Annotated in this window: 16 protein-coding genes and 1 pseudogene; 8 read left to right on the top strand and 9 right to left on the bottom strand. The window is 70.8% G+C overall.

Features of this window, described 5'->3' with window-relative positions; genetic code table 11:
- The first annotated feature begins 190 nt into the window (after positions 1–190).
- The 4 genes and pseudogenes from U5640_RS05680 (at position 191) to U5640_RS05665 (ending at position 3,986) form a co-directional block, all read left to right on the top strand.
- A complete protein-coding gene (locus U5640_RS05680) occupies positions 191–1,108 on the top strand; it encodes an SDR family oxidoreductase (protein ID WP_340374694.1) in 918 nt (305 codons plus the stop codon).
- A 3-nt stretch (positions 1,109–1,111) separates the two neighbouring features.
- A complete protein-coding gene (locus U5640_RS05675) occupies positions 1,112–1,996 on the top strand; it encodes an amidohydrolase family protein (protein ID WP_340374693.1) in 885 nt (294 codons plus the stop codon).
- Between the two features lie 13 nt (positions 1,997–2,009).
- A pseudogene (locus tag U5640_RS05670) lies at positions 2,010–3,516 on the top strand (long-chain fatty acid--CoA ligase).
- A gap of 14 nt (positions 3,517–3,530) precedes the next feature.
- Entirely contained in the window at positions 3,531–3,986 is a 456-nt protein-coding gene (locus U5640_RS05665) for a MaoC family dehydratase (RefSeq protein ID WP_340374692.1), read from the top strand.
- Positions 3,987–4,095: 109 nt separating this feature from the next.
- Here U5640_RS05665 and U5640_RS05660 read toward each other — a convergent pair whose 3' ends face one another.
- From U5640_RS05660 to U5640_RS05630, 7 genes are all read right to left on the bottom strand, one after another.
- Positions 4,096–5,763 carry a histidinol-phosphatase gene (locus U5640_RS05660; RefSeq protein ID WP_340374691.1) on the bottom strand — a complete coding sequence of 556 codons (1,668 nt, stop codon included), beginning with the start codon at positions 5,761–5,763 and terminating at the stop codon, positions 4,096–4,098.
- Positions 5,764–5,810: 47 nt separating this feature from the next.
- On the bottom strand, positions 5,811–7,673 hold the full coding sequence (locus U5640_RS05655; protein WP_340374690.1) for a LamG-like jellyroll fold domain-containing protein: 1,863 nt from the start codon (positions 7,671–7,673) through the stop codon (positions 5,811–5,813).
- A gap of 51 nt (positions 7,674–7,724) precedes the next feature.
- Positions 7,725–10,667: a glycoside hydrolase family 2 TIM barrel-domain containing protein gene (locus U5640_RS05650; protein WP_340374689.1), complete on the bottom strand. Its 2,943-nt coding sequence runs from the start codon at positions 10,665–10,667 to the stop codon at positions 7,725–7,727.
- Positions 10,664–11,500 carry a carbohydrate ABC transporter permease gene (locus U5640_RS05645; protein WP_340374688.1) on the bottom strand — a complete coding sequence of 279 codons (837 nt, stop codon included), beginning with the start codon at positions 11,498–11,500 and terminating at the stop codon, positions 10,664–10,666. The genes U5640_RS05650 and U5640_RS05645 overlap by 4 nt, the downstream gene beginning before the upstream one ends.
- A 13-nt stretch (positions 11,501–11,513) precedes the next feature.
- Positions 11,514–12,470, bottom strand: coding sequence for a sugar ABC transporter permease (locus U5640_RS05640; protein WP_340374687.1), 957 nt, complete (start codon positions 12,468–12,470; stop codon positions 11,514–11,516).
- Positions 12,470–13,756 (bottom strand): extracellular solute-binding protein, encoded by a 1,287-nt coding sequence (locus U5640_RS05635; RefSeq protein ID WP_340374686.1) that lies wholly within the window; start codon positions 13,754–13,756, stop codon positions 12,470–12,472. The genes U5640_RS05640 and U5640_RS05635 overlap by 1 nt, the downstream gene beginning before the upstream one ends.
- Before the next feature lie 80 nt (positions 13,757–13,836).
- The gene (locus tag U5640_RS05630; RefSeq protein ID WP_340374685.1) at positions 13,837–14,856 is read right to left on the bottom strand and encodes a carbohydrate kinase family protein; all 1,020 of its coding nucleotides are present in this window, start codon (positions 14,854–14,856) and stop codon (positions 13,837–13,839) included.
- A 163-nt stretch (positions 14,857–15,019) separates the two neighbouring features.
- Here U5640_RS05630 and U5640_RS05625 point away from each other — a divergent pair, with 163 nt between their 5' ends.
- The 4 genes from U5640_RS05625 (at position 15,020) to U5640_RS05610 (ending at position 21,618) form a co-directional block, all read left to right on the top strand.
- Positions 15,020–15,784: a DeoR/GlpR family DNA-binding transcription regulator gene (locus U5640_RS05625; protein WP_340374684.1), complete on the top strand. Its 765-nt coding sequence runs from the start codon at positions 15,020–15,022 to the stop codon at positions 15,782–15,784.
- On the top strand, positions 15,781–17,121 hold the full coding sequence (locus tag U5640_RS05620; RefSeq protein ID WP_340374683.1) for a 6-phospho-beta-glucosidase: 1,341 nt from the start codon (positions 15,781–15,783) through the stop codon (positions 17,119–17,121). Before U5640_RS05625 ends, U5640_RS05620 begins: the two co-directional genes overlap by 4 nt.
- A 77-nt stretch (positions 17,122–17,198) precedes the next feature.
- A complete protein-coding gene (locus U5640_RS05615; RefSeq protein ID WP_340374682.1) occupies positions 17,199–20,258 on the top strand; it encodes a glycoside hydrolase family 38 C-terminal domain-containing protein in 3,060 nt (1,019 codons plus the stop codon).
- Positions 20,259–20,367: 109 nt separating this feature from the next.
- Positions 20,368–21,618: an alpha-L-fucosidase gene (locus U5640_RS05610; RefSeq protein ID WP_340374681.1), complete on the top strand. Its 1,251-nt coding sequence runs from the start codon at positions 20,368–20,370 to the stop codon at positions 21,616–21,618.
- A gap of 438 nt (positions 21,619–22,056) precedes the next feature.
- Here the strand turns inward: U5640_RS05610 and U5640_RS05605 are convergent, their stop codons facing one another.
- Both U5640_RS05605 and U5640_RS05600 read right to left on the bottom strand, forming a co-directional pair.
- Entirely contained in the window at positions 22,057–23,739 is a 1,683-nt protein-coding gene (locus tag U5640_RS05605) for a carbohydrate binding domain-containing protein (protein WP_340374680.1), read from the bottom strand.
- A 147-nt stretch (positions 23,740–23,886) separates the two neighbouring features.
- Positions 23,887–25,050, bottom strand: a complete 1,164-nt coding sequence (locus U5640_RS05600) for an ATP-grasp domain-containing protein (RefSeq protein WP_340374679.1) — start codon at positions 25,048–25,050, stop codon at positions 23,887–23,889.
- Positions 25,051–25,173 lie beyond the last annotated feature (123 nt).

Genomic DNA, 25,173 nt, shown 5'->3' with positions numbered 1-25,173 from the left:
CTCCCTGGTCTCGGCCCCCGTCGGCCGGCGGGGGCGGTGTGTCGTACAGATTCCAGCATGACCCACCCGCAGGTGGACAACAACTATTGACGTCAACAATTATTGCTCTTAGCTTCGATCTCGCGGCCGCATCTCCCGCCGCTCCACGTGACCCCCTCGTGGTCATGGCTCTTTCTGAAGGGACTCGCTCGTGACCAGCATCGATCTCACCGGCAAGGTCGCCGTCGTCACCGGCAGCGGCCGGGGCCTCGGTCTCGCGTACGCCCAGGCCCTCGCCGCGCACGGCGCCCGCGTGGTGGTCAACGACGTCGACGAGGCCGTGGCCGAGGCGGCCGTGAAGGCCATCACGGAAGCCGGCGGCACGGCCGTCGCCGAGGTGGTCCCGGTCGGCACCACCGAGGCCGCGGAACGGCTGGTGAACCGGGCCGTCGAGGAGTTCGGACGGCTCGACGTCCTGGTCACCAACGCGGGCATCCTGCGCGACAAGGTGCTCTGGAAGATGACCGACGACGACTTCGACGCGGTGATCACCACCCACCTCAAGGGCACCTTCACCTGTGCCCGGGCGGCCGCCGTGCGGATGCGCGAGCAGGGCGAGGGCGGCACCCTCGTCCTGGTCGGCTCGCCGGCCGGCCAGCGCGGCAACTTCGGCCAGACGAACTACGCCGCCGCCAAGGCCGGCATCGCCGCCTTCGCCCGCACCTGGGCCATGGAGCTGGGCCGCGCGAACATCACCGTCAACGCGATCGTGCCGGTCGCCGCGACCGCGATGACCGAGACGATCCCCGCCTTCGCGCCGTACATCGAGGCCATGCGCGGCGGCGAGCCGCTGCCGGACTTCCTGCGCAAGGGCGAGGGCTTCGGCACTCCCGAGGACTGCGCGGCGCTCGTGCCCTTCCTCGCCTCCGAAGCCGCCCGGGGCATCACCGGCCAGGCCATCGGCATCGGCGGCGACAAGGTGGCACTCTGGTCGCATCCGCAGGAGGTCAGGGCGGCCTACGCCGACGGCGGCTGGACCCCCGAGAGCCTGGCCGCCGCCTTCCCCACCTCGGTCGGCGCCGAACTGCAGACCGTCGGCATCCCGGCACCGAAGTTCCCGGAGGCCTGAGCCATGACGACCCTCAACGTCGAGGAACTCGTCGCGATCGACGTCCACACCCACGCGGAGGTGTCCTCCAAGGGCCACTCCTCGCTCGACGACGACCTGCACGACGCGTCCTCCGCCTACTTCAAGGTGGAGGGCAAGCGGAAGCCGACCATCGAGGAGACGGCCGCGTACTACCGCGAGCGGAAGATGGCCGCCGTGATCTTCACGGTGGACGCCGAGTCGGCGACCGGCACGGCCCCCGTGCCCAACGAGGAGGTCGCCGAGGCCGCCGCCGCCAACGCCGACGTCCTCATCCCCTTCGCCTCCATCGATCCCTTCCGCGGGAAGGCGGGCGTGCGGCAGGCGCGCCGGCTGGTCGAGGAGTACGGGGTGAAGGGCTTCAAGTTCCACCCCAGCATCCAGGGCTTCTTCCCCAACGACCGCGCGGTGGCGTACGACCTGTACGAGGTCATCGAGGAGACCGGCACCGTCGCCCTCTTCCACACCGGCCAGACGGGGATCGGCGCCGGGGTGCCGGGCGGGGGCGGCATCCGCCTGAAGTACTCCAACCCGCTGCACGTCGACGACGTCGCCGCCGACTTCCCGCACCTCAAGATCATCCTGGCGCATCCGTCCTTCCCCTGGCAGGACGAGGCCCTCGCGGTCGCCACCCACAAGCCGGGCGTCCACATCGACCTGTCCGGCTGGTCGCCGAAGTACTTCCCGCCGCAGCTCGTGCAGTACGCGAACACCCTGCTCAAGGACAAGGTCCTCTTCGGCTCCGACTTCCCCGTCCTCACCCCCGACCGCTGGCTCGCCGACTTCGACAAGCTGACGATCAAGGACGAGGTGAAGCCGAAGATCCTCAAGGAGAACGCCGCCCGGCTGCTCGGGCTGACGAGACCATAAGGGGGCGTGGCAGATGCGCAACGAGGGACTGGGGTCGTGGCCCGCACGCCGGGCACGCAAGACCCCGCACCGCACCGCCCTGGTCCACGGTGAACAGTCGACGGACTACGGCACATTGCATACACGCGTCACGCGGCTGGCCCACGCCCTGCGCGCCCGGGGCGTCCGCCGCGGCGACCGGGTCGCCTACCTCGGCCCGAACCACCCCTCCTACCTGGAGAGCCTGTTCGCGGCCGGCACGCTCGGCGCGGTCTTCGTGCCGCTCAACACCCGTCTCGCGGGCCCCGAGATCGCCTACCAGCTCGCCGACTCCGGGGCCAAGGCCCTCGTCTACGGTCCCTCGCACGCGGGTCTGGTCGCGGGACTGCCGGGCAGCACGGACGTACGGACGTACCTGGAGGTCGGTGCCGAGTACGAGGACGTGCTGGCCGCGGCCTCCGACGAGCCGGTCGACGAGCCCGTCGGCGCCGACGACACCTGCATCATCATGTACACCTCGGGCACGACCGGCCGGCCCAAGGGCGCCATGCTCACCCACGGCAACCTCACCTGGAACGCGATCAACGTCCTCGTCGACACCGACCTGATCGCCGATGAGCGCGCCCTGGTCTCGGCGCCGCTGTTCCACACGGCGGGCCTGAACATGCTGACGCTCCCGGTCTTCCTCAAGGGCGGCACCTGCGTCCTGGTCGAGGCCTTCGACCCGGACGCCACCTTCGACCTGATCGAACGGCACCGGATCACCTTCATGTTCGGGGTGCCGACGATGTTCGACCAGGTGGCCAGGCATCCGCGCTGGGCCGGCGCGGACCTGTCCAGCCTGCGCATCCTGACCTGCGGCGGCTCCCCGGTGCCGACGCCGCTGATCGCCGCCTACCAGGAACGCGGACTCACGTTCCTCCAGGGGGTACGGCATGACCGAGGCGTCCCCCGGAACGCTGTACCTGGACGCCGAGCACGCGATCAGCAAGGCGGGCTCGGCCGGAGTGCCGCACTTCTTCAGCGACGTCCGGGTCCTCGCCCCCGACCTCACCCCCGTCGGACCCGGCGAGACGGGCGAGGTCCTGGTCCGCGGTCCGCACGTCATGCCGGGCTACTGGGGGCTGCCCGAGGAGACCGCCGCGTCCTTCGCCGACGGCTGGTTCCGCAGCGGCGACGCGGCGAAGGTCGACGACGACGGTTATGTGTACATCGTCGACCGTATGAAGGACATGATCATCTCCGGTGGGGAGAACATCTACCCCGCCGAGATCGAGGACCTCCTCCTCTCCCACCCCGACATCGTCGAGGCGGCCGTCATCGGGGTGCCCGACGACAAGTGGGGCGAGGTACCGCGCGCCGTCGTCGTGCTCCGCGAGGGCGCCGCGCTGGACCCCGACGGGGTGCTGGCCTCCCTGGCCGGACGACTCGCCAAGTACAAGATCCCCAAGTCGGTGGTGGTCGCGGACGACCTTCCGCGCACGGCCTCCGGGAAGCTCCTCAAAGCCCGGGTGCGCCAGCGCTTCGGCACCAACTCCTAGCGAAGGACAGCGATATGAGCATCACGGTGAACGGCCTCGACGAGCTGAAGAAGCTGGCCGGCAGCGACCTGGGCACCAGCGAGTGGATCGAGGTCACCCAGGAGCGCATCGACACGTTCGCCGACGCGACCGGCGACCACCAGTGGATCCACGTGGACCCGGAGAAGGCGGCGGCCGGGCCGTTCGGCGCCCCGATCGCCCACGGCTACCTGACCCTCTCCCTCTTCATCCCGTTGTTCACCGAGCTGCTGGACGTCCAGGGAGTGACCACGAAGGTCAACTACGGCCTGAACAAGGTGCGTTTCCCCTCGCCCGTGAAGGTCGGCTCCCGGATCCGCCTGGTGGGCAAGCTCGCCGAGGTCGAGGAGGTGCCGGGAGGCGTCCAGATCACCGTCGACGGCGCGATCGAGATCGAGGGCGGCGCCAAGCCGGCGGCTGTGCTCCAGAGCCTGTCGCGGTTCTACGCGTAGGGCTCCGCGCGCACGGCTCCGCCGGTGAAGCCGTAGGGCCGAAGCGGCGGGCAACCGCGCGACCGTCGTGGCCGGTCGCGCGGTTCCCCGCGCCCCTGTCGGGGCGCTCCTAGCGCACGACGTCCACGAAGACCGGGTTCGAGTAGAACCAGGTGTCCGCCCACGGGTCGCCGTCGCCCGGCCGGTGCGGGATCGGGCCGTGCGGGTCGACGGACGCGCCGAGGTAGCCCGCCCCGTGCCGGTTGCCGTCGCTGCCGCGCAGCCGGACGTAGAAGGACTCGTCCCCGACGGTCAGCGGGACGCGCAGGGTGTACGTCCCCCTGCGGCCCGAGACGTCGTCCGTGTGGACGACCCTGGTGTCGGGCGCCTGCCAGGTGTCCCGGTCGGTCACCGGGCCGCGCACCGCGCCCCGGATCACGTCCACGTGCGCCAACTGCGGCACCACACCCTGGGAGTTGACCCGGGAGGCGGTCGTCACGGTGACGTACAGGGTGATCCGCTCGCCCTTGCGGACCCGCAGCCGGCCGCCGAGGGTGACGCCCCGGCCGCCGTCGCAGTCCCGCTTCACCCGCACGTCGAGGCCGTCCAGCAGATGCCCGTGGTCGAGCCAGACACGGCCGGCCCGCAGTCCCTCCATCACCGCGCGGTAGCCGTAGCGCGTCACACCGACGTGCGTGCGGCTGAACTCGCCGGGCCAGAAGTCGCTTCCGGGCTGCGCGGTGTCGGTGTTCACCGGGTCGGGCAGCTTGCCCGTGTTGTCGAAGTTCTGCCCCGCCGGCCAGTCGCCGTTCTTCCAGGTGTCGAAGACGGTCCGGTGGTTGTCGGAATTGGTGGTGATCGTGAACAGCCGGCCCTCGGCCAGCATCGCGTCCCACAGACCGCCGACGGTCGCGGTCGCCCAGTCGAAGCCGCCGTACGTGAGGTAGGCGTCCGCCGGGTAGCCCGGCCACGACTGTGCCGACGGCTTGTTCTCGTACTCGCCGCGGATCGAGGTGGCACTGCGCCAGCCGGGGATGGCCGCGCCCTGGGCGCCGGGCGCGCCCTCCATGCCGATCATGATCTCAGGAGCCGCGTCCCGCCAGTTGCGCATCTCGTGCGGGGAGTCGATGCCGAGGCGCAGCGGATGGTTGGCCAGGACGAGGACGTCGTCGACGTAGCCCGAACGGCGCTGCTCCGCCAGCCACTTGATCGCCTTGACGGCGTGGGCCTCGTTGCGGGCGGTGTCGGCGGCGCCGGCCGAGCCCTCGGTGTAGCCGAGCAGTTTGCCGTCGTAGGCGAGCTCGAACCGGGTGAGGAGGTCGACCTCGTGGGGGCCCGGAGCGGCGAACACCGTGCAGTGCTCGGCGGCCGGGATGTACCACTCCAGACCCTGGAAGATCAGCTGGCGCGGGTTCTCCGCGCGGGCCTTGACGATCTCCTGGTGCTCCAGCGCGGCGCCGTAGTGGGCGTGGCCGAAGTTGGAGTGCTCGTTGAACACCATCCAGTCCAGGCCGTACCGGGCGGCGGCCCTGGCCTGCTGGGAGAACGTGTACTTGGCGTCGTGGCTGTAGACGGAGTGGACGTGGTGGTCGCCGACGAGGTACGCGAGGCGCGGGTCGTGGCCGCCGAGGCCGCGGTCCGAGGCGGCGAACGCGGGCACGGCGGCCGGGCCGAGTGCGAACGCGGCGCCGAACAGGCCCGCGCGGCGCAGGAGTCCGCGGCGGGAGACGCCCTGGGCGTCGAGGGAGGTGGGGGAGACGGCCGGGTCGGCCCACTCGGGGAGCTGCTGCTCGGTCATGGTGGTGTGAGTCCTCTTCGAGGGCGTCAGCGGTGCGGGGAAGGGCGTCAGTGGTTCATGAAGGAGGTGACGGGCAGCGCCCGTGCGACGATCCGGACGTCGCCGAGCCGGCCGTGCAGGATCTGGTCGATCTTCCCGCCGTACTCGTAGCCGCCGAGCAGCCACGGCAGTCCGACGGAGGCGATGCCCACGGCCTTCGCCTTCGGGTTGCGTACGACCGGGCAGCCCTCGACGTACAGCGTGGTGTGCCTGCCGTCGTTGACGACCGCGAGGTGCCACCAGGTCTCCAGCGGGGTCTCCTGACCCCAGTTGGTGGCGATGCCCTCCTGGTTCAGCGGGCGCATGGCCCACTGCGGCTCCCGGTCGTTGGACAGCGACAGCGTGGCGAGCGGCTCGTCGGGGTCGTCGCCGGTCTTCCCCGCCGCGCCACCGGTCCCCGTCCGGCCGACCAGCCCCGACCAGGCGTGGTGCGCCGGGTCCCAGTCCGCCGGGAGACGGTAGAACGCCTCGATGGTGTAACCGTCCTCGAACGTGGCGGAGTTCAGCGGTGCGCCGTCGACCGTGCGCAGACAGGCGCCCTCGAGCGGCGACTTGTAGCCGCGGAACTCCAGGCTGCCGTGGCCGGGCTGGTCCGGGTGGTGGTCCGAGGACCAGCCCAGGGTGCCGCCGCCGACCGTGACGAGGGTGAGGTCGTTGCCGCGCCCGGACAGGTCGCGGACGGTGCCGGAGACGGCGGCGCCGTCGGCGTGGCCGTCGAAGCGCCAGTAGGCGACCGTGTCGCGGACCAGGACCTTGGACGCCGGGCGCGCGGGGCGGGCCGGGACCGGGGCGAAGCCGGAGAAGCGGTCGGCGAAGTCGATACCGACGGAGAACCGGTCGGCGGCACCGCTGAGTTCGATCTCCTGTCGCTCCAGCTCGTTGAGCCCCTTCGCGGCCCGGCCGAGGATCCACGGGGAGACGGTCTCCACGTCGATGACGTCGCGGTCGAGGTCGAAGCGGTACAGGCGGATCATCGCCGCACCGCCGAAGTAACGGTTCTGATAGTTCGTCAGGTGCAGATGGACGTCGTGTCCCGCCGCGTTCCTGCGGGTGGCCCGTCCGGCGGGCCAGTAGTGCCCGTTGAGGGTGAGGAAGATCTGGTCGTGGTCGTTGATCAGCCGGTCCCACAGCTGCTGCCCGTACTCCGACAGGGTGTCGTCCTCGACGACCAGTTCGTGCGTGGTGAGGACGACCGGTGTCGTGGGGTGGGCGGCCAGGACGCCCTTCGCCCAGGCGTACCCCTGGTCCGACAGCCGCCAGTCCAGGGCGAGCACCATCCACTGCCGCCCGGCGGCCCGGAACAGGTGGAAGGTGTTGTAGCCGTCGGGGGAGGCTCCGCCGAAGGTGGACCTGCCCCGGAACCGGTGGGGACCGAACGTGTCCAGGTACGGGGTCGACCCGCGCTGGTCGGTCGTCGAGGACTTCACGTCGTGGTTGCCGGCCAGGACGCTGTAGCCCACCCCCCGCCGGTCGAGCAGCTCGAACGCCTCCCCGATCGCTGCGCATTCGGCGGCGGCGCCGTTCTGCGTGAGGTCGCCGAGGTGGGACAGGAACACGATGTTCTCGCCCTTCTCGCCCCCGTGCTCCAGGAGGTACCGCAGGGACGCCTCGACCGGCGCCTTGTCGATGCTCGGACCGTCGAAGAGGTACTGGGTGTCGGGCATCACGGCGAGCGTGAAGCGGCGGCTCGCGGTGTCCGGGCGCCAGGCGCCCGACGCCGCCTGCGCGGGGGCCGCCTCGGCGGCGGCCGGGGGCAGTGCGACCGAGGCCGTGGCCGCGGCGCCGAGCAGCGCCGTGGCCCGCAGGAAGCTGCGTCGTCCGGCGCCGGCCTGCTCGGCCTCGCACGGTTCTTGGGCATGCGAAGTACACACGTGTGCTCCGTTGGGGAAGAGCCGGGAAAGTGTCCTTGCGGTGATGGGGGGTTACAGGGTGCGCAGGGTCCAGCTCCAGCGATGGACGCCCGGCGCGACGAGGTAGGAGGGGAAGGTGTCGGGGCCGCACGAGGCCGTGCCGAGGCCCCGGTGTGCCGCGTCGACGTGCACCACGCAGCCCGCGCGCGGCACCAGTTCGTCGTGATGGGCGGCGGCCGTCAGATCGTCGGCGCGGTAGCGCGTGACGGAGACCTGCCGGGGCTCGTCCGGGGTGACCGCGAGACCCGGCACGTCCGGACCGGAGAGGACGAAGCGCCGCACACCGTGCCGGCCGCCGCTCTCCTGCGGACGCAGATACGGGGTGAACAACGCGTCGACGTCCAGGGCGTGATGACCCACCGGGGCGCCGCCGCTGCGGTCCGGGTAGGACTCCCAGGGGCCCTGCCCGAACCACTCCAGGCGGTCCAGCCCGGCGACCGTCTCGAAGACCGTCCCGACCCGCGCCACGTCGTCGAACTCCGCGGGCAGCTCGGCGAGTTCGTCCACCCGGACACCGCCCTCGACGGGGGTGAACACCTGCCGGTGCCGGACCACGCCCGTGGTGCCGGCGTACTCCGCGAGCACGGTCACGGCGTCGCCGTCGCGCCGTACCGACACCACCTTGCGCACCAGGGCGTCCAGGCCCCACGTCCGCCAGCGCAGCGCCATGCCGCCCAATTCGTCGTTGTCGGTGGGCGCCCGCCACAGGGACAGCACGGGCCCGGCGGTCAGCAGCGGATGGACCAGCAGTCCGTCCGCGTCGACCTCCACGGCACCGCAAACCGGCTGGTCCTCGGCCGCGACGGCCGCCCGCAGCTGCACCTGGGGGGCGCACACCTCGGTGCCCGCCGGGGCCCACGCCAGGTCCTCGGCGGTCGTCACCCGCAGCGTCAGCCACGCCTCGCCGCCGTCCTCGGGCAGCTCCAGCGGCAGCGGGACCACCGTCGTCTCACCGGGGCGCAGCGCGGGCAGTTCGGCGGGCGCGGTCAGCGTACGGCCGTCCGCGAGCGCCAGTTCCCATCCGCCCGTGAGCCACTGAAGGCCCTGGAAGTGCTGGTGGTTGGAGACGACCAGCCCCTCGTGCCGGAACAGCTCCAGCCGTACGGGCGCGGCGAGTTCACGGTGCTCGAACATGACGGGCTTGGGGGTGCGGTCGGGGAGGACCACGCCGTCCGCGATGAACGCGCCGTCGTGGTCCTTCTCGCCGAAGTCACCGCCGTACGCCCAGCGGTAGCCGGGGGCGGTGACACCGTTGTCGTAGAGCCCGGCGCCCCCACGCCCGACCGGCCTTCCGTCGTTCACGGACTGAAGGATTCCGTGGTCCCAGAACTCCCAGATGAACCCGCCCTGAAGACCCGGGGTGGCCTCGATGGCGGCCCAGTGGTCGGCCAGCGTGCCGTTGCTGTTGCCCATGGCGTGCGAGTACTCGCACTGGATGAGCGGCTTGGTCTGCTCCCCGGACAGCGCGTGCGCGACGCAGTCCTCCAGCGGCGCGTACATCGGGCAGGCGATGTCGGTGGCGAGGTCCGGGTCCGCCCAGCCGCGCTTGGCCGCGCCCTCGTACTGCAGCGGGCGGGTCGGATCGTGGCGGCGCACCCAGCCGGCCGCCGCGTCGTGGTTGGCGCCGTAGTCCGACTCGTTGCCCAGCGACCAGATGATCACCGAGGGGTGGTTCTTGTCCCGCAGCACCATCCGCGAGACCCGGTCCACGAACGCGTTCAGATAACGCGGGTCGTCGGCGATCTCATGGGCGTGGTCGTGGGACTCGATGTCCGCCTCGTCGACCACGTAGAGACCGAGCTCGTCCGCGAGGTCGTACAGCGCCGGGTCGTTGGGGTAGTGCGCGGTGCGGATCGCGTTGAAGCCGAAACGCTTCAGCAGGACGAGGTCCGCGCGCATGTCGTCGTACGACACCGTCCGCCCGGTCAGCGGATGGAAGTCGTGCCGGTTCACGCCCCGGACGTAGATCCGCTCGCCGTTGACCAGCAGGTCCCGGCCGACGACCTCGACGTCCCGGAAACCGACGCGGTGCCGTGAGATGTCGGCGACGCTGCCGTCGGCGCGGTGCAGCCGCACCGTCAGGCCGTACAGCTCGGGCGTCTCGGCGGTCCAGGTGCGCACCTCGGGCACCCGGGTGTGGATGCGGGCTTCGCCGAGGAAGGCGGAGACCCGCTCGTCCTCGGCGTTGGCCCGGTCGAACGCGGTGTCCTGGGCCAGCTCCAGCCCGTCCAGCTCCCCGCTGACGTACCAGCCCCCGGGGAGTTCCCCGCCGGTGTCCCGCACCTGGCAGTCGATGCGCAGTTCCCCGTCCCGGGAGGCGCGCACGGTGACGTCGGCCAGGTGCAGCGGGTCCGTCGTGTACAGCAGCACCGAACGGGTGATGCCGCCGTGCCACCAGTGGTCCTGGTCCTCGATGTGCGAGGCGTCCGACCACTTGACGACGGTCAGCCGCAGCGTGTGCCGGCCGCCGGGGCGCACCGCGTCGGTCAGGTCGAAGTCCGCGGCGAGGTGCGAGTCCTTGGAGATGCCGACGGGACGCCCGTCGACGTGCACCAGCAGCACGCTCTCGGCGGCGCCCACCTGGAGGACGACGCGGCGGCCGGCCCAGTCGGCGGGGATGTCGATCTCGCGCTCGTAGACACCCGTCGGGTTGTCGTCGACCGGCGACAGTGGCGGGACATCTGTATACGGCATACGGACGTTCAGATACTGCGGACGGTCGACCGTCGACCGTAGTGGGTCGTCCGTGTTCTGCATGGTCCATACGCCCGGCACGGCCGTCGTCGACCAGGCACCGCCGACCGGCGCGTCCGGAGCGGACAGCAACTGGAAGCGCCAGTCGCCGTCCAGGGAGTGTGCTCCGGTGCGCCGGTCGACGGCGTTCATGGGCAGCCGCCCCCAGGAGGTCACCTCGGGGGCGGTCCAGGGGCGGAGCGTCAGCAGGGGGTCGTTCACTTGATCGCTCCCTTGGCGAGGTCACCGATGATCTGGCGCGCGCCTACCGCGAACACGAGGAGCAGGGGGATGAGCGCGAGCAGCGCGCCGGTCATGACCATTCCGTAGTCCGTCGTCCCGTGGGTTCCGTTGAGCTGGGACAGCGCGACCTGGAGGGTGACGTTGTCCGGGTCGGTGAGGGCGATGAGGGGCCAGGCGTAGTCGTTCCACTGGCCCATGAAGGTGAAGATGCCGAGGAAGGCCAGTCCGGGGCGGACCACCGGCAGGGCCACGTGCCAGTACTGGCGCAGGAAGCTCGCGCCGTCGATGCGGGAGGCGTCGAGGAGTTCGTCGTGGATGGCGCTCTTCATGTACTGGCGCATCCAGAAGATGCCGAAGGCGTTGGCGGCGGCCGGCACGACCAGCGAGGTCATCGAACCGATCCAGCCGAGTTTGGCCATGATGACGAACTGCGGGATCGCCGAGAGCTGGGCCGGCACCATGAAGATGATCATCAGCGAGGCGAACAGGAAGCGCTTTCCCGGGAAGGAGAACTTGGCGAAGACGAACGCCGCCAGCGAGTCGAAGAACAGCACCAGGAACGTGACCGAGCCCGCCACCAGCAGCGAGTTGGCCATCGAGCCGTAGAAGTCGATCGCGTCGAGGAGATGGCGGAGGTTCTCCAGGAAGTGGGTGCCGGGCAGCAGCTTCGGCGGGTAGGAGAAGATCTCGCTCGACGTGTGCGTCGACATGATCACGGCCCAGTAGAACGGGAAGGCCGAGAGGAGCACGCCGACGGCCAGGGTCGTGTGCAGGGCGAGCGCGCGGCGCCGGGAACCCTTGATCGTTGCCATGGGGTGGGGCCTCCTAGTCTTCGCCCCGGCGCTGCACCAGACGCCAGTTGATGATCGAGAAGAGGACGACGACGAGGAAGATGCCCCACGCCACGGCGGCGCCGTAGCCGAAGTCGTTGTTGTCGAAGGTCTGCTGGAAGAAGTAGAGGACCATCGTCCGGCCGGCGTGGCCGGGCCCGCCGGAGAACGTCGAGTCGTTGGAGGTGTTCTGCAGCAGGACCTGCGGCTCGGAGAAGCTCTGCAGACCGGTGACCGTGGAGATCACGAGCACGAACAGCACCACCGGCCGCATCATCGGCAGCGTGATCCGGAAGAACGTCTGCACCGGACCGGCCCCGTCCATACGGGCTGCTTCATACAGTTCACCGGGGATCGTCTGCAGTCCCGCGAGGAAGATGATCGCGTTGTATCCCGTCCACTGCCAGGTCATCAGCGTGGCGACGGCGGCCTTGATGCCCCAGGGGGTGTTCAGCCAGGCCACCTGGTCCAGCCCGACGGCCTGGAGCAGCGCGTTCACCAGGCCGAAGTTGGTGGAGAACACCGAGCCGAAGATGATCGCGATCGCCACGACCGAGGTGACGTTGGGCAGGAAGTAGGCGAACCGGTAGGCGTTCTTGAACCGGACCGCGGAGTTCAGCAGGACGGCCGTCACCATCGCCAGGAAGATCATGGGGAAGGTGGCCAGCGCCCAGATGACGAGCGTGTTCCCGATCGAGCTCCAGAAGTCGCTGTCGCCCAGCAGGTACTGGTACTGCGACAGTCCGGCCCACTCCATCGGACCGAGACCGTCCCAGCGGTGGAAGGACAGATACAGCGAGAAGCCGACCGGCACCAGGCCGAAGCAGAGGAAGAGGAGATAGAACGGCGAGATCGCCGCGTACAGATGCCAGTACTTGCGCAGGCCGGTGCGGGGCGCGGGAGCGGGGGCGGACTCCACGGTGACCGTGGGCTCGTCGAGCGCGGTGGCCATCAGTGGCTCACCCCCAGGTGGTCGGCGATGCGCCGGCACTTGCTCATGGCGTCCTTCCAGGCCCGCTCGGGGTTCTTGCCGAGGACGCCGACGTTCTTGATCTCGTCCTTGATCGGCTGGCCGAGCGCCACGTCGTAGGGGCTGTTGTAGGCGACGGCGATCTTCTGCGCGGCGGGCCCGAAGACGTCCATGGTGACCTGGCCGCCGAAGAACGCGTCGGGCTCGCGCAGCTGTGCCAGGCCGTACGAGGCGGGCGTGGACGGGAAGAGTCCCGCGTCGACGTAGCCCTGCGCCTGGTTGGCCGCGTCCAGCATCCAGGTGATGATCGCGAACGCCTGCTCGGGCTCCCGGCAGGCCTTGGTGATCGCGAGGAACGAACCGCCGTTGTTGGAGGGCCGGACGGGCATGTCGGCCACCCGCCACCGGCCCTTGGTCCTCGGCACGCCGGTCTTGAGGTCGTTGGTCGCCCAGGAGGCGCCGAGCTGGCTCGGCAGCTTGCCCTCCTGGACGGCGGAGAGCTGGTCGGGGGTGCCGTTGACCAGGTCCGAGACGATCCCGCGCCGCTTGGCCTCCACGGCGAGCGCCCAGGCGGCGCGCACATGCTCCTGGTCGCCGATGAAGTGGCGGTCCTTGTCGACGTAGCGCCTGCTGCCCTGCTGCACCGCGTTCTCGAACACGGAGTTCACGTCGGTGAGCAGCGAGGTGCCCGGGAGCCGCCGCTTGAGCCGCTCGCCCGCCGCGAAGAACTTCTCCCAGGTGTCGAGCTCCTTCGACACGTCCTCGGGCTCGTACGGCAGCCCGGCCCTGCGGAAGACGTCGTACTGGTAGAAGTGGGCGACCGGGCCGCAGTCGATCGGGAAACCGATCATCGAGCCGTCGTCGGCGATGCCCTGGTCCCACTTCCAGCCCAGGTAGCGGCTCCGGTACCGCTCCGCGCCCAGTGTGCGCAGGTCCACGAACTGGTCGGCGTTGGGCAGGTAGGACGCCATGTCCTCACCCTTGAGGCCCGCGACGTCGGGGACGTGGGCGCGGCCGGCCATGGTGGTGATCAGCTTGGAACGGTAGTAGCCGCCGATCTTGACGGCCCTGAGGTCGACCGAGCCGCCGTAGCGGGCCCGGGCCTTCTCGACGACGGTGTCGCCCAGACCGCCGTCCCAGTACCACAGGACCATGTTCCGGCCGGTCGAACCGGTCGGAACGGCACAGCCGGACGCCAGACCGCCGAGCGCGGTCGCGGCCGTACCGGCCAGACCGGCGCGCAGCAGGCCTCTACGTGAGAGCCGCAACTGCTCCCACCGCCTTTCGGATCTGTTCGCGTCTTCACAGACGTGATGCACAACCAGGGCAAAGCTTCAGGCAAGGGACATCAGGGCAGCCGGGCGGGTGGGGTGACCGGCGCGTGGCGCACCGGTGGCCCGACGTCCGCCGGGATGCGGTCGGCGAGGAACCCGTACGCCCGCTTCAGCTCCGGGTCCCGCAGTGATCGCCACCACCGGTCGACGCCGTACCAGCCGGGCGCGGCGAGCGCCCCGCCGTGGTGGCGTACGGACAGTCCGGCGGCCAGGACGGCGAACCGCAGGCGTTCCTCCAGCGGCCAGCCGCCGAGCGAGGCGGCGACGAAGCTCGCGCCGAACACGTCCCCGGCTCCCGTCGCGTCCACGACATCGATGTCAAGGGCCGGGACGTCCGCGTACTCGCCGGTCGTCTGGTCCACCGCGAGCGCGCCGTCGCCGCCCCGGGTGACCACCGCCACCGGCACCAGTTCGGCGAGCGTGCCGAGGGCGGCGAGGGCGCTGTCGGTGCGGGTGTAGGCCATCGCCTCCGTCTCGTTCGGGAGGAAGGCGTGGCACAGGGTCAGTTGCTCGAGCAACTCCGTGGACCACTGCTGGCTGGGGTCCCAGCCGACGTCGCCGTAGATCCGGGTGCCGTTCGCCGCGGCCTTGGCGAGCCAGGCCTGCGGCTCGGACTCGATGTGCACGAGGGCGGTGCGCGCCTCGGGCGGGTCGCCCATCAGGACGTCCTGGGAGTACGGCGGCTCCTGGCCGTGGGTGACGAGCGCCCGGTCGTGGCCGTGCGCGAGGGCGACGGTGACGGGGGTGGGCCAGTCCTGCGCGACCCGGGAGCGCGAGAGGTCGACGCCTTCCTGGCGGGCGATGACCTCCTGGCAGTAGCCGCCGTAGAAGTCGTCGCCGAAGACCGTGGCGAGGGAGGTGCGCAGGCCGAAGCGCGAGGCGGCGACCGCGAGGTTGGCGATGCCGCCGGGGCCGCAGCCCATGCCGGCGGTCCAGATCTCCTCGCCCGGCGTCGGCGGCTTGCCCAGGCCCGTCAGGACGAGGTCGTAGAAGAGCAGCCCGGTCAGCAGTACGTCGGGCCGGTCGTCGTCCACGGGGGCGTCCTCTCGTCGGGCGGGATGTCGGTGCGGGATGCCGGGGGGCTCGTCAAAGTTCTTCATTTCGTGACCGGAATCGTGCGACGCCCGCGGCCTCTGGTCAATACCCGAGCAGAACTGAGCATAGAAATGATTGAAGATGACGAGTAGTGTTCGCGGCGTGCTGGCAGAACGACGACATCAACTCATCCTGCGGGCCCTGCGCTCCGGTGGTCCCGCGGCAGTGACGGATCTCTCCGAACAACTCGGCGTGAGCCCCGCCACGGTCCGGCGTGACCTGGTCAAACTCGAGGAGGAGGGCCTGCTCACCCGGGTCCACGGCGGTGCCGTCGTCGAGGAGGGCGACCAGCCCTTCGCCGAGGTCGCCGAGGTGCGCGTGGCCGAGAAGGACGCCATCGCCGCGCACGCGGCGGCCATGGTCGCCGACGGCCAGTCGGTGCTGCTCGACATCGGCACCACCGCCTACCGCCTCGCCCGGCAGCTGCACGGCCGCCGCCTCACGGTGATCACCAGCAATCTGGTGGTCTACGAGGAGCTCGCCGACGACGAGGGCATCGAGCTGGTGCTGCTCGGCGGGATGGTCCGCCGCGAGTACCGCTCCCTGGTCGGTTTCCTCACCGAGGACAACCTGCGCCAGCTCCATGCCGACTGGCTCTTCCTCGGCACCAGCGGGGTGCGGCCGGGCGGGCAGGTGATGGACACGACCGTCGTCGAGGTGCCGGTCAAGCGGGCCATGATCAAGGCCGGTGACAAGGTTGTCCTGCTGGCCGACGCGGCGAAGTTCCCGGGTACCGGGATGGCGAGGGTCTGTGGTCCCGAGGACCTGGACGTGCTGGTGACGAACGCGCCGGTCGACCCGGTGACCCGCACCTCCTTCGAGGAGGCGGGCGTCGAGGTGGTCGTGGCAGGAAAGGTGCAGGCGTGAAGCTGACGATTCTGGGCGGCGGCGGGTTCCGGGTGCCGCTGGTGTACGGGGCGCTGCTCGGTGACCGGGCGGAGGGGCGGGTCACCGAAGTCGTTCTGCACGATCTCGACGACAGTCGACTGTATGCAGTCGCCCGTGTACTGGACGAACAGGCCGCCGGCATTCCCGACGCCCCCACCGTGACGGCCACCACCGACCTCGACGAGGCCCTGCGCGGCGCCGACTTCATCTTCTCCGCGATCCGCGTCGGCGGTCTGCAGGGCCGCGCCGACGACGAGCGGGTCGCCCTCGCCGAGGGTGTCCTCGGCCAGGAGACCGTGGGCGCCGGAGGCATCGCCTACGGTCTGCGGACGGTCCCCGTCGCCGCCGACATCGCCCGGCGGGTCGCCCGGCTCGCCCCCGACGCCTGGCTGATCAACTTCACCAACCCGGCAGGACTGGTCACCGAGGCCATGTCCCGCCACCTCGGCGACCGGGTCATCGGCATCTGCGACTCGCCGGTCGGCCTCGGCCGCCGGATCGCCCGGGTCCTCGGCGCCGACCCGCGGGACGCGTGGATCGACTACGTCGGCCTCAACCACCTCGGCTGGGTCCGCGGCCTGCGCGTCGCGGGCCGTGACGAACTGCCGCGCCTGCTCGCCGACCCCGACCTGCTCGGCTCCTTCGAGGAGGGCAAGCTGTTCGGCGTCGACTGGCTGCGCTCGCTCGGCGCGATCCCGAACGAATACCTGCACTACTACTACTTCAACCGTGAGGCCGTCCACGCCTACCAGCAGGCCGAGAAGACCCGCGGAGCCTTCCTGCGCGAGCAGCAGGCCCACTTCTACGAGGAGATGCGCGACCCCGGCACGGCGGCCCTGGCCGCCTGGGACCGCACCCGCGCCGAGCGCGAGGCCACCTACATGGCGGAGAACCGGGAGACGGCCGGCGCCGGCGAGCGCGACGCCGACGACCTCTCCGGCGGCTACGAGAAGGTGGCCCTCGCCCTGATGCGGGCCATCGCCCGCGACGAGCGCACCACGCTCATCCTCAACGTGCGCAACCAGGGCACCCTGTCCGCGCTCGACGCCGACGCCGTCATCGAGGTCCCCTGCCTCGTCGACGCCAACGGCGCCCACCCCGTCGCGGTCGACCCGCTGCCCGGCCACGCCACCGGTCTGGTGTGCGCGGTCAAGGCGGTCGAGCGCGAGGTGCTGGCCACCGCCGAGTCCGGTTCGTGGGCGACGGCGGTCAAGGCGTTCGCCCTGCATCCGCTGGTCGACTCCGTCAACGTCGCCCGCCGGCTCGTGGAGGGCTACACCGAGGTCCATCCGGGGCTCGCGTACCTTAGGCGCTGACCTAGAGAGAAAGCGCTTTCCGAGCCCGACGGCTCTCCCCATCCGGTTCCTACTCCCCGGTTTCCTGGAGACAACCCATGCACGACGAACGCCGCCGCATCGAGGAGCGCGTCGAGCGCGTCCACCACCAGCGCATCAAGCCCGCGATCTACGCGGCCACCGTTCCCTTCGAGGTCGAGGCCTGGCAGGCGCCGGGAGAGCCCGTCCCGTTCGAGGAGGCCGCGGCCGCCGCCTACGAGCCCTTCGCGATGGGCACCCCCTGGGGCCCGCCGTGGGGGACCACCTGGTTCCGGATGAGCGGGCAGGTGCCCGCCGAGTGGGCGGGCCGACGCGTCGAGGCCGTCATCGACCTCGGTTTCGTCGGCGACTGGCCCGGCAACCAGGCCGAGGCCCTGGTGCACCGCCCGGACGGCACCCCGCTGAAGGCGGTCAACCCGCTCAACCAGTACGTCGCCGTCGGCAACCCCGCGGTCGGCGGGGAGCGGATCGACTACCTGGTCGAGGCGGCCTCCAACCCCGACATCCTGGCGAACGACTTCGCCGAGCCGACGCTGCTCGGCGATGTACTGACGGCAGGCGACCGTCCACTGTATACATTCCGCCGCGCCGACCTCGCCGTCCTCGACGAGCAGGTCTGGCACCTCGACCTGGACCTCCAGGTGCTGCGCGGGCTGATGGTCCACCTCGGCGAGCACGAGCCGCGCCGCCACGAGATCATGCACGCCCTCGACCGCGCCATGGACGCCGTCGACCTGGACGACATCTCCGGCAGTGCCGCCGCCGTCCGTGAGGTGCTCGCGCCCGTCCTGGCCCGTCCCGCGCACGCCAGCGCCCACACGATCTCGGGCGTCGGGCACGCGCACATCGACTCCGCCTGGCTGTGGCCGATCCGCGAGACCAAGCGCAAGACGTCCCGCACCTTCTCCAACGTGACGTCGCTGGCCGACGAGTACGAGGACTTCATCTTCGCCTGCTCGCAGGCCCAGCAGTACGAGTGGGTGCGCGACAACTACCCGCACGTGTGGGCCCGCATCCAGGAGTCGGTGAAGAAGGGCCAGTGGGCGCCGGTCGGCGGCATGTGGGTGGAGGCCGACGGCAATCTGCCCGGCGGCGAGGCCATCGCCCGCCAGCTGATCCACGGCAAGCGGTTCTTCATCGAGCACTTCGGGGTCGAGACCAAGGGCGTCTGGCTGCCGGACTCCTTCGGATACACCGCCGCCTACCCGCAGCTCGCCAAGCTCGCCGGCAACGACTGGTTCCTCACCCAGAAGATCTCCTGGAACCAGACCAACAAGTTCCCCCACCACACCTTCTGGTGGGAGGGCATCGACGGCACCCGCATCTTCACCCACTTCCCGCCGGTCGACACCTACAACGCCCGTTTCAGCGGCGAGGAGATGGACCGCGCGGTCCGCAACTACTCGGAGAAGGGCGCCGGGACGCGCTCGCTCGCCCCGTTCGGCTGGGGCGACGGCGGGGGCGGTCCCACCCGCGAGATCATGGAGCGGGCCCGCCGTCTCGCCGACCTCGAGGGCTCGCCCAAGGTGGTCATCGAGCACCCCGACCAGTTCTTCGCCAAGGCCCGCGAGGAGTACCCGGACGCCCCCGTCTGGGTCGGCGAGCTCTACCTGGAGCTGCACCGCGCCACCTACACCTCCCAGGCCCGCACCAAGCAGGGCAACCGGCGCAGCGAGCACCGGCTGCGCGAGGCCGAGCTGTGGGCGACGACGGCCGCGCTGCACGCGCCGGGCTACGCCTACCCGTACGAGAAGCTGGACCGGTTGTGGAAGACGGTCCTGCTGCACCAGTTCCACGACATCCTGCCGGGCTCCTCGATCGCCTGGGTCCACCGTGAGGCCGAGGCCGAGTATGCGCGGGTGGCCGGGGAACTGGAGGCGCTGACGGCCGAGGCGGTCGCGGCGCTCGGCGCGGGCGGCACGCGGGTGTTCAACACCAGCCCCTACGACCGTGCCGAGGTGATCCGCACCTCCGCGGGCGCGCCGGCGTACGTCGAGGTGGCCGGGAGCGGCAGCGCGCCGCTGGCCGCGGCCGACGCCTCGCCGCAGCCGGTGACGGTGACCGGGCGGGTGCTCGACAACGGGCTGGTCCGGGTCGAGGTCGCGGAAGACGGCACACTGTCGTCCGTATACGACGTCCGGGCGGGCCGCGAGGTGCTCGCGGGCCGGGGCAACCTGCTCCGTCTGCACACCGACCTGCCCAACTACTGGGACGCCTGGGACATCGACAAGCACTACAAGAACCGCTTCACGGACCTGCTCGACCCCGACTCGGTCACCGTCGTCGAGGACGACCCGCTGCTCGGCGCGATCCGCGTCACCCGCACCTTCGGCAAGGGCTCGACCCTCACCCAGACGATCACCGTCCGGGCCGGCAGCCCGCGCATCGACATCGAGACCGACATCGACTGGCACGAGGCCGAGAAGATCATCAAGGCGGCCTTCCCGGTCGACGTGCGCGCCGCGCACTCCTCGGCCGAGATCCAGTTCGGTCACGTCCAGCGGCCCACGCACACCAACACCACGTGGGAGTCGGCCCGTTTCGAGGTCTCCGGCCACCGCTGGGTGCACATCGGCGAACCCGGCTACGGCGTCGCCGTCCTCAACGACTCGACGTACGGCCACGACGTCTCCCGCACGGTCCGTGAGGACGGCGGTACGACGACCACGGTCGCCCTCAGCCTGGTGCGCGCCCCGCGCATCCCGGACCCCGAGGCGGACCAGGGCCGGCACCGCTTCACCTACTCCCTGCTGCCGGGCGCCACGATCGGCGACGCGGTCGCCGAGGGCTACGCGCTCAACCTGCCGCTGCGGGTGGCCGCGTCGGCGGGCGCGGCGGAGCCGGTCGTGCGCGTCGAGGGCGACGGCGTGACCGTCGAGGCGGTCAAGCTCGCCGACGACCGGTCGGGCGATGTGGTGGTGCGTCTGTACGAGTCGCGCGGCGGCCGGGCCCGGGGCCTCGTGCGTACCGGGTTCCCGCTGGCCGGCTTCGAGGTCACCGACCTGCTGGAGCGGCCCCGGGAGGAGGACGCGGAGGCGGCCACGGACGCCGACGGCGCCGTCGAGGTGAGCCTGCGTCCCTTCCAGGTCCTGACGCTCCGGCTGCGGCGCGGCGCGTAGGGCGAAAGCTCCGGGCGGGCACGCCCGGACCTCTGCCGGGCGGGCACGGTCTGCACAACCGTGCCCGCCCTTCCCCCCGAAGTCCCCCTCTTCGTAGAGGAGTTCAGCCGTGCCCATGCAACCCTGGTTCACCGACGCCAAGTTGGGGATCTTCGTCCACTGGGGCATCTACGCCGTCGACGGCGTCCAGGAGTCGTGGTCGTTCTACGACGACATCGTGCCGCACGAGCAGTACATGTCCCAGCTCGGCCGCTTCACCGGATCCCGCTACGACCCGAAGGTCTGGGCCGACCTGTTCGCCCGGGCCGGCGCTCGCTATGCGGTGCTGACGAGCCGTCACCACGACGGTGTGGCGCTGTGGGACACGGCATACGGCGATCTGGGTCTCGGGCGCGACTACCTCACCGGCTACGCTGAGGCGCTGCGGGAGAAGGGCCTGAAGGTCGGTCTGTACTACTCCCACTCCGACTGGAACCACCCCGACTACGCCAGCACCCGCAAGCCGGGCCGTCCGCCGGAGCTGGAGGACAACCGCTACTCGGAGTGCGCGGCCGAGGACGAGGACCTGCAGGCCTGGGAGCGGTTCATCGCCTACCGGGACGGCCAGGTCGAGGAGTTGGCCTCCCGCTACCGGCCCGACCTGATGTGGTTCGACGGGGAGTGGGACCGCAGCGAGGAGCAGTGGCGCATCCCCGAACTCGCCGCGCTCATCCGGTCGTACAGTCCGGACGTCGTCTTCAACGCCCGGATGCTCAGCGAGGGCGACTACGCGACCCCCGAGCAGGGCGCCCCGATCGTGCCGCCGGACGGCCCCTGGGAGCTGTGCCTGACGATCAACGACTCCTGGGGCTACCAGCACCACGACCACAACCACAAGTCCCTGGCCCAGCTGATCCGTTACTTCACGGAGACCATCGGCGGGGGCGGCAATCTGCTGCTGGACGTCGGCCCGATGGAGGACGGTACCGTCCCGCAGCCGCAGGTCGAACGGCTGGAGGGGCTGGGGGACTGGATCCGCAGGCACGCCGATGCCGTGTACGGGACGGTCCGCGGGCTGCCGGCCGGGCACCACTACGGTCCCAGCACCCTCTCCGCCGACGGCCGCACCCTCTACCTCACCCTGTTCGACGCCCCGCGCGCGGAGATCGGTGTACGGGGGCTGGCGACGCCGGTGCGCCGGGTCAGCGTCCTCGGCACCGGGACCGAACTCGGGCACCGGGTCGTGGGCGGACTGCACGAGGCGGTCGGGGTGCTGTGGATCGACCCGCCGGCCGGGGACGACCTCGATCCCTACGCCACCGTGCTCGCCGTGGAACTGGACGGTGAGCTGGAGCTCTACCGGGGCTCGGGCCGGTTCTGAGCCCATCGGACGGAGCCCATCGGACGGAGCCCATCGGACGGAGACCGTCGAGGCGGGAGCGGGCGGGGCGGGAGCGGGCGGCCGCTCCCCGTGACAGCGGCCGTCCGCCCCGATCCCCCGTACCCCCCGCACCCGGGCGTCCCCCATGACTCCCGGGGTGGTGCTTCCCCGATCCCCCGTGCACCGGAATGAACGGTGAACCCTGTACCGCGGTGCCTCCGCGCCGGCCCACCGGGACCTCACGTTCCCCCGTAGTCCCCGGTGGGCCTTCACGGTTACACCATGGAGAGCCCGCAGCTCGCGCCGTGATACACCCCGGGCGAAAGAAATTTCCCCGGATCCGGGAACGGGATCCGGGGAACCGGCGCGGGAGCGGGGCCGGGCCGCGCAGAGGTGACGACGGGAACTGCGACAGTGGCGGTGAAGGGAGTCCGTGGCTCAGCCGGTGAAGCCCGCCGTGATGGACGTGAACTGCCAGGTGCCCTGGCTGATGCCGGAGCAGTTGCTCACCACGCCGCCGCCGGGGCAGGACCGGTCCCGGTTGACGGCCCAGTAGGCCAGCCGGGCGATGTGGTGGGTGTTGGCCCAGTCGCGGATCTGCGTCCAGATCGCCGGGGTGGTGTTCTCCTGCTGGTCGGACAGGCCGTTCATACCGGAGATGCCGATGTGGGCGTAGGCGGTGGCGTCGTCCCACCCGAAGGTGGACTTCAGCTTGGCCTTCAGCCCCTCCGTGGCGTTGACCGTGTTGCCGTACATGTCGGAGCCGCCGCCGAAGTCGAACGGCATGATGGTGAAGACGTCGATGTCGGCGCCGATCGACCTGGCCTGCTCGATGAGACGGTTGCCGTAGTACGTCGGCCCGGTGGTCGAGGTGCCGAAGGTGACGATGGTCCGCAGCCCAGGGTTGTTCGCCTTGACGGTCTTCAGGGCGGTCAGGATCCGCGCCTGCACGGCCTCGTTCTCGAACTCGTCCGTGTTCTCGATGTCCATGTCGATCGCCTTCAGACCGTAGGCGTCGACGACTTTCTGGAGCGCGGCCGCGAGGGCGCTCGCGGAGGAGCAGTTGGCGCCGAGCTTGCTGCCCTGCCAGCCGCCGAAGGAGGGCACGACGTCCCCGCCCGCCGCGCGGACCTGGTTGATGACGCTCTGGTCGACTCCGCCCGTCAGCGGACGGGTGCTGTCCCACATCGGGGTGCAGCCGCCGCCGTCCAGCATGAACGCCATCGTGAACCACTTGACGCCGGTCGCGCTCATCACCGTGGACACGTTCGGCGGATCGCCCCAGCCCTCGTACAGATAGGGCGCCGCCTGCTTGAACGAGGTCCCGCCGCTGCCCGCGTTCGTCGTGACGGACACCGCGTCGGACGCTCCGGAGACGTTCCCGGCGGCGTCGCGCGCCCGCACGGTGAAGGTGTAGGCCGTGCTCGGGGAGAGCCCGCCGACGGTGGCGGAGGTGCCGGAGACGCTCAGCACCCGCGAGGCGCCGCTGTAGACGTCGTACGCCGTGACGCCGGTGTTGTCCGAGGAGGCGCCCCAGGAGAGCGTCACGCTGGAGGAGGTCTTGCCGGTGGAGGTCAGCCCGGTCGGCGCACTGGGTGCCTGGGTGTCCTGGCCGCCACCGCCGGGGCCGTCCAGAGTGAAGTCGTCGGCGTAGTAGGTGCCCTGGGCGTACCAGCCGTGCACGTAGACGGTGGCACTGGTCTGTGCGGACCCGGTGGTGAAGGCCACCGACAGCCGGCTGTATGCCGACGGGGAGGAGGTCCAGGTGGAGGCGCCGCCGTCGACGCCGAGGTAGACGTAACTGCCCCGGACCCAACCGGAGAGCGTGTACGTCGTGTTGGGCTGGACGGGGACGGTCTGGCTGCACCGGGCGATGTCACTGGAACTCACCGCGCCCGCGAGGGCCTTGGAGCCGCCGTGCACGGGTGAGGAGACGACCCGGCCGAGGGTGCCGGTGCAGGACCAGGGGGAGAGGGAGCCGGATTCGAGACCGGGGTTGGTGAGGACGTTCGCGGCCTCGGCGGTGCCGGGCAGGGCGATGGCTCCGGCGAGTGCGAGTGCCGCGGAGCCCAGTAGGGCGAGAGCTCGACGCCAGGGGCGTCGGTGGGGTGTGGTGCGCACGCGATCTCCCTGAAGGTATGGGGGCGTTCGGGAGTGCTGAACCGCCAAAGGGGGTGCGCAACAAAGTTGGTATGGACCAATCCGCCTGTCAAGGTGAGAGACGGAATTGGTCCATACCGGTGAGGGAAATGCCGGGAGGGGCGTCCGCTAGAGCGGCAGCGCCTCCGCCGCGCCGGCGGGTGTCACCTCGACGGCCTCGGCCGAGACGGGGACGACGGCCTCGGCCTGCGCAGGAACGGCGGGCAGCAGCGGCTCGGCGCTGTCCTCGATCCGCTGGTGCGGCAGCGACACCGCACGCAGCGGCCGCGGCCCCGACACCACCGTGTAGTCCTGCCCGAGGAACGGCGGCACGACCTCGCCCGGGTCCTCGCCGAGCGCCAACTGCACGGCGGCCCAAGGGGCGTTGACCCCGCACAGCGACAGCTGGTGCAGTCCGCCGGCCGGACGCGTGTTGACGTCCATCAGCACCGGCTCGTCGCCGAACATGCGGAACTGGATGTTGGACAGGTAGTGCAGCCCGAAGCCCTCGGCGATACGCCGGGCCGGCTCCAGCCACTGCTCCTGGAGGGTGAAACCGCGCCGACGGCCGTTCTTGCTGCGGCCGATGGCCATCCGGACCCGGTTGTCGGGGCCGGTGAGGCAGTCCACCGAGACCTCCGGCTGCTCCAGACGGGGCATCACCAGCCAGTCCACGGCCTCGTCGGCCTGCCGCAGTGCCTCGACGACCATGTCCAGCTGGACGTACGGGGTCGGGAAGCCGCTGAGGTGCACGAGCGAGAAGGGGGCGCGCGTGATCACACGGAAGCCCACCCCACCCGCGCCGGAGGCCGGCTTGAAGCACGCCCGGTGTCCCGCCTCCTCCAACTCCTCGACGGCGGCGACGAGTTCGTCGGCGTTGCGGGCCCGGTACCACGGCGGCACCGGCACACCGATCGCCCGGACGGCCTCGTACGCGACGATCTTGTCCTCGAACACGGCGACGGCCTCGGGCGTGGGCGCCAGCAGGGCCGTGCCGATCGCCTCGAAGTCGGCGCGGTGCGCCACGATCGCCGCCTGCTCCAGCCGGGGCACGAACACGTCGATGCCGCGGCGCTGGCACTGGTCCAGCGCGTACTCGACGTAGGCGGCGGGGGACAGGCCCTCGGGCTCCAGGTCGGCGGTGTCGGCGGCGGCCAGCACGGGCGAGTCCGCGTCGCCGTGCGTCGCATGGATCTCGACCGCGCGGTCGCTCGGATTTCTCCGCAGCTGATCCATGAAGAACACGTTCTCCGCGTACGTGCGGTTGAGCCAGACGCGTACGCGAGAGACCATGCGAGGCCGCCTTTCAGGGGTCGCGGGCACGGCAAAGCAGGCCCGTGCCCGGGCAGGGGGATTGGAGGGTCACCAAACCGCCCTGCTGAAGGGGCATCCATGGCGGTGGTGTTGGGGCGATCA

Origin of the sequence: Streptomyces sp. SS7, from assembly GCF_037993025.1 — a bacterium.
Classification (GTDB): domain Bacteria; phylum Actinomycetota; class Actinomycetes; order Streptomycetales; family Streptomycetaceae; genus Streptomyces.
Note: the sequence above shows the minus strand (reverse complement) of the source record. Positions and strands in the feature narration are given on the sequence as shown.